Source organism: Actinocorallia lasiicapitis (assembly GCF_054778695.1).
Genome location: NZ_BAAGZI010000418.1, coordinates 1 through 4832 on the forward strand (window position 1 = coordinate 1; position 4832 = coordinate 4832).

Sequence of the window (4832 nt, forward strand, 5' to 3'; positions counted from 1 at the left end):
CGCGGCCGGTCGCGCGGAGACGACGGGCAGCTCGCGGCCGTGGCCGGCGTGCAGCCGCAGCCCGGTCAGGACCGTCGTCGCGGCGAGGGGGGTCTCGTACTCGGCGCGGGCGATGGTCAGGCCGTCCGGGGCCGCCGTCACCAGCAGCCGGGAGCCGCGGTCGGTGAAGGGCCGCTCCACCAGGTCGAGGGTGAGCATCAGCGGCCTCCGAGACCCGACATGGCCATACTGTTGAGGATCTTGCGCTGGCCGATCAGGAACGCGATCAGCATCGGCACCACGGAGATCGTCGACAGGGCCATGGTGAGCCCGAACTCGGTCGATCCGTGCTGGCCGGAGAACGAGCTGAGCAGCAGCGGGACCGTGAACAGCTCGGTCGTGTTGAGGAAGATCAGCGGGAACAGGAAGGAGTTCCAGCTCGCCAGGAACACGATGATGCCGAGGGTCCACAGACCGGGCCTGATGTTGGGCAGGACGACCCGCCAGAAGATCGTCCAGCGTCCGGCGCCGTCGATCCGCGCGGCCTCCTCCAGTTCGACCGGGACGGCGCGGATGAACTGCCGGAGCAGGAACACCGCGAACGGGTTGGCGATCGCCGGCAGGATCAGCGCGGCGTGCGAGTCGATCAAATGCAGCTTCGCGAGCAGCAGGTACAACGGGACGATGATCACCTGCTGGGGCACCATCTGCGTGGCGAGGAACAACCCGAACAGCAGCCCGGAGCCGCGGAACCGGATCCGCGCGAACGCGTAGGCGGCCATCGCCGAGGTGACCAGGGTCAGCACCACGGTCGCCGCGCCGATGTACAGGCTGTTCCAGTAGGCCCGCCCGATCGGCACCGCGTCCACGACCTCCCGGTAGTTGGCCGGACGCCACGGATCGGGGAACCACTCCAGCGGGCTCTCGATGTTCTGCTGGACGGTCTTGAACGAGGTCGTGAGCATCCACAGGAACGGGAAGACCATCACCAGGCCGCCGAGGATCAGCACGGCGTGGAGCGAGGCCTGCTTCCACTTGGTCGTCATCGGGGGCCTCAGGATTCGTAGTGGACGAAGCGCTTCTGCGCGCCGAACTGGACGAGGGTCACCAGCAGGGTCAGCACCAGCAGAACGAGGGAGGCGGCGCTGGACATGCCGAACTCGAACTTGCGGAAGCCCTGCTCGTAGACGTGGTAGACGATCGTGCGGGCGCCGTCGTTGTGCGCGGGGTTGACCAGCACGTAGATCTGGTCGAACGCCTGGAACGAGCTGATCACCGAGACGACCGTGCAGAAGAAGATGGTCGGCGACAGCATCGGCAGGTAGATGCTGCGGAACATGCGCAGCGGGCCCGCGCCGTCGATCCGGGCGGCCTCCAGGATGTTCGGCGGGATCGTCGACAGCCCGGCCAGGAAGATCACCACATTGAGGCCGAGCGACGACCAGACCGTCACCACGGCGATCGCGACGATCACCCAGGTCTCGCTGGCGAGCCAGTCGGGCGGGGTGAACCCGAACAGCTTCTGGACGGTGCCGTTGAGGATGCCCGCGCCGTCGGGGGCCAGGATGACCTGCCAGATGACGGCGACCGCCACCGAACTGGTCACGACGGGCAGGAAGTAGATCACCCGGTAGACCGTCCGGCCCTTGATGCCGTGCAGGGCGAGGGCGAGCAGCAGCGCGATGAGCAGCCCGAAAGGGACGGTGAGCAGGGCCAGCAGCACGGTGTTCAGCACCGAGCGGCCGAAGTTCGCGTCCTGGAGGAGCGCCGAGAAGTTCGCGAACCCGATCCAGGACTTCGCGCCGAGGCCGTCCCACTTCATGAACGCCAGGCCGAGCGCGAACAGCAGCGGCCCGACCAGGAAGACCAGCAGGAACAAGAGCTGCGGACCGAGGAAGAGGGCGGCCCACCGGCCCTCCCGCCGCCACGCCGCGCGCGGGGAGCGCGCGGGGGCGGCGGGAGAGGCCGGGGAGCTGCGGGTCAGGGCGCTGCTCACTGCGCGGCCTTGTCGACGAGCGCCTGGAGCTCGGTGAGCCCCTTGTCGAAGTCGACCTTGCCGTCCCAGATCTTCATCAGGTGCTCATTGATGGAGGCGGTCAGGCCGGGGACCGACACCTCGTCGGGGTAGTTGGCGAACCCGGTGTCGCGGACGTCGAGGAAGGTCTGGGCGTGGGCGGGGTAGCCGTCCAGGACGATCGCCTCCGCGCCCTTCACCGACGGCACGCCGCTGCCGCCCTTGAGCCGCAGGAGCTGGCCGTCCTTGCTAACGAACTCGCTGAGGAAGGTGAACGCCTCCCTCGGGTGCTCGGTGTCCTTGTTGATCGACAGGTAGGACGCGGCGACGGCGCCCTGCATCGGCTTGCCGTCGGCGGACGGGAACGGGACGATGTCGTAGTTGGGCAGGTCGCCGCCCTTCTTCACCGTCTCGATGACCCAGCGGCCGCCCGCGTAGAAGCCGGCGCGGTGCCGGACGAACTGGGTGCTCGCCGAGTTGCTCTCGGGCAGCTCGTCGGCGGACAGGAAGGTCTTGTCCCGGTAGCCGTCGGCGAGGGTCTTGAGCGCCTCCCGCGACTTGGGGTCGGTGGTGGCGACGAACTTCCCACCGTCCCAGACCTTGCCGCCGTAGCCCGCGATCACGCTGTAGGTCGAGCCGTACCAGTTCCAGAAGATCGAACCGGCCTTGCCCGCGGCCTTCAGCTTCCGGTTCATCTCCAGGTACCTGGCCATGGTCCACTGGCCGCCCGCGTACAGGTCGGCGGGGTTCTCGGTGATCCCGGCGGCGGCCAGGGCCTTCTTGTCGAACCAGAGGACCTCGGGGTTGGTGTCGTTGGGGACGCCGTAGGTGACGTCGCCCTTCTTCGCGCCGCCGTAGATGCCCTCGAAGAAGTCCGCGGGCTTGGCCTTGGACTCCGGGCTCGCGAGGTCGGCGTCCAGGGGCTTGAGCACCCCGGCGGCGACGAACTTCCCGATGTTGTCGTCGCCGACGTAGAAGACGTCGGGGGCGGACTTGGAGGTGAGCTGGGTGAGCAGCTTGGGGTGGTAGTCCTCGTACTTGGCGACCGGCTCCAGTTTGAGGTCGATGTCGGTGTGGCGGGCCTCGAAGTCCTTCTCGAACGCCGCGAACACCTTCATGTCCTCGGCGGAGCCCCAGGTGGACCAGCGGAGGGTGACCTTGCCGCCCTTGGCGTCGTCGGCGCCGGTGACTCCGGTGGAGCCGGAGCCTGAGCAGGCGGCCAGGACGGGGGTGAGGCCGACGGCGAGGACGGCCAGGATCTTCTTGTACATCGCGGTGCCTTTTCGGTGGGGGGTGAAGGGGGGAGCAGGGTTCAGGCGAGCCCGCCGCCGTCGACGACGAGCGCGGACCCGGTGACGTAGCTGGCGGCGTCACCGGCGAGGAACAGCACCGCCGAGGCGATCTCCTCGGGTGCGCCGGCGCGGCCCATCGGGCGGTCGGCGGCGTCCTGTTCGAAGGCCGCCCAGTCCTCCTGGAGCTGGCGGGCCTCGTCGCGGAGCATCGGAGTCATGGTGTCGCCGGGGTTGACGGAGTTGACGCGGATGCCGGCGGGGGCGTGGTCGATCGCGAGGGCGCGGGTCATGTTGACGACGGCGGCCTTGGACGCGCAGTACGACAGGGCGTTGCCGCCGCCCTTGAGGCCCCAGCCGGAGCCGGTGTTGACGATGGAGCCGCCGTCGGTCATCACCGGGATGGCGGCCCGGCACATCAGGTAGACCGACTTGACGTTGACGGCCATCACGCGGTCCCAGTCCTCCGGCTCGATCTCCAGGGCGGTGCTGCGGCGGATGATCCCGGCGTTGTTGAACAGCACGTGCAGCCCGCCGTAGGTGTCGAGCGCGGCGGCGACGATCCGGGCGCAGTCGGCGGGGTCGGACACGTCGGCCCGGACGGCGACGGCGCGGCCGCCTTCGGAGGCGATCTCCTTGACCACTTCGGTCGCGTCGGCGAGATCGGCGATGACGACGTTCGCGCCTTCGCGGGCGAAGAGCAGGGCCGTCGCCCGGCCGATGCCGGAGGCTCCGCCGGTGACGATCGCGGTCTTGTGCTGCAGGACGGTCATGCTTCCTCGCTTGCTGAGCTGAGCCGGTACAGGGTGGTCTCGCGGTGGCCGGTGACGACCCGGACGTGGCCGGAGAGCGCCCGGTCGGCGGCCGGGTCGCCGGAGTCGGCGAGCAGGGGGCGGCCGTGCAGGGCGGCGAGCTTCTCGCGGGTCGCGAGGATCTCCAGACCGCTGAGCCGGGCCAGGACGCGGGGGCTGAGCTGCTGGTTGCCGCGGCCGATCACGAACCCCTGTCCCCCGAGAACCGAGAGAATGGCATATGTGATGTTGTACATAATCCAGTCATAGATCTCGGGCTCTGACAAGTCCCTCGCGATCAGGCGGCCGTCACGGACGAGATCGATACCGAGCGGTGACGTCTCCAGGCCGAGAAGACGGCCCACGGCCTGGGTCGTTCCCCCCGGACCGAGCAGATACGAGACTTCCGGAACCATCCGTGTGGCGGCAGCTCGCGCGATGGATTCGACGGTCGCGGGATCGGTGTGCGACGAGCCGGTCTTCCGGCCCGACAGGCGCCGCGGGACGGCCGGAACCCGGACGGTGCCGTGCAGCCGCGCGCCGACCCGTCCGGCCCGGTACTCCTCCTCGTCCAGATCCACGACCTCCGCCTCGACGGTCGCGCCGGTGAACGCGGCGGCGGTCGTCCCGGCGGCGAACGGGCTGATCGCGAAGCAGCCGGAGTAGACCTTGACGCCCGCCGGGATCCCCAGGACGGGACCGTCGGCCGAGGCCAGGACGTCGCGGGCGGTGCCGTCGCCGCCGGCGAGCAGCAGCAGC

5 protein-coding genes and 1 pseudogene are annotated in these 4832 nt (G+C 69.4%); all 6 read right to left on the minus strand.

What is annotated here, in order from left to right:
• Positions 1-198, minus strand: a pseudogene (locus ACYVE7_RS29120) (hypothetical protein); the annotation flags it as partial.
• Positions 198-1025, minus strand: coding sequence for a carbohydrate ABC transporter permease (locus ACYVE7_RS29125; RefSeq protein ID WP_460369096.1), 828 nt, complete (start codon positions 1023-1025; stop codon positions 198-200). The gene ACYVE7_RS29125 and the pseudogene ACYVE7_RS29120, both read right to left, overlap by 1 nt.
• Before the next feature lie 8 nt (positions 1026-1033).
• Positions 1034-1975 (minus strand): carbohydrate ABC transporter permease, encoded by a 942-nt coding sequence (locus ACYVE7_RS29130; RefSeq protein WP_460369098.1) that lies wholly within the window; start codon positions 1973-1975, stop codon positions 1034-1036.
• Positions 1972-3264 (minus strand): ABC transporter substrate-binding protein, encoded by a 1293-nt coding sequence (locus ACYVE7_RS29135; protein WP_460369100.1) that lies wholly within the window; start codon positions 3262-3264, stop codon positions 1972-1974. Before ACYVE7_RS29135 ends, ACYVE7_RS29130 begins: the two co-directional genes overlap by 4 nt.
• Before the next feature lie 41 nt (positions 3265-3305).
• A complete protein-coding gene (locus ACYVE7_RS29140) occupies positions 3306-4055 on the minus strand; it encodes an SDR family NAD(P)-dependent oxidoreductase (RefSeq protein ID WP_460369101.1) in 750 nt (249 codons plus the stop codon).
• The coding region (locus ACYVE7_RS29145; protein WP_460369102.1) for an ATP-NAD kinase family protein at positions 4052-4832 on the minus strand (781 nt) is incomplete at its 5' end. The genes ACYVE7_RS29145 and ACYVE7_RS29140, both read right to left, overlap by 4 nt.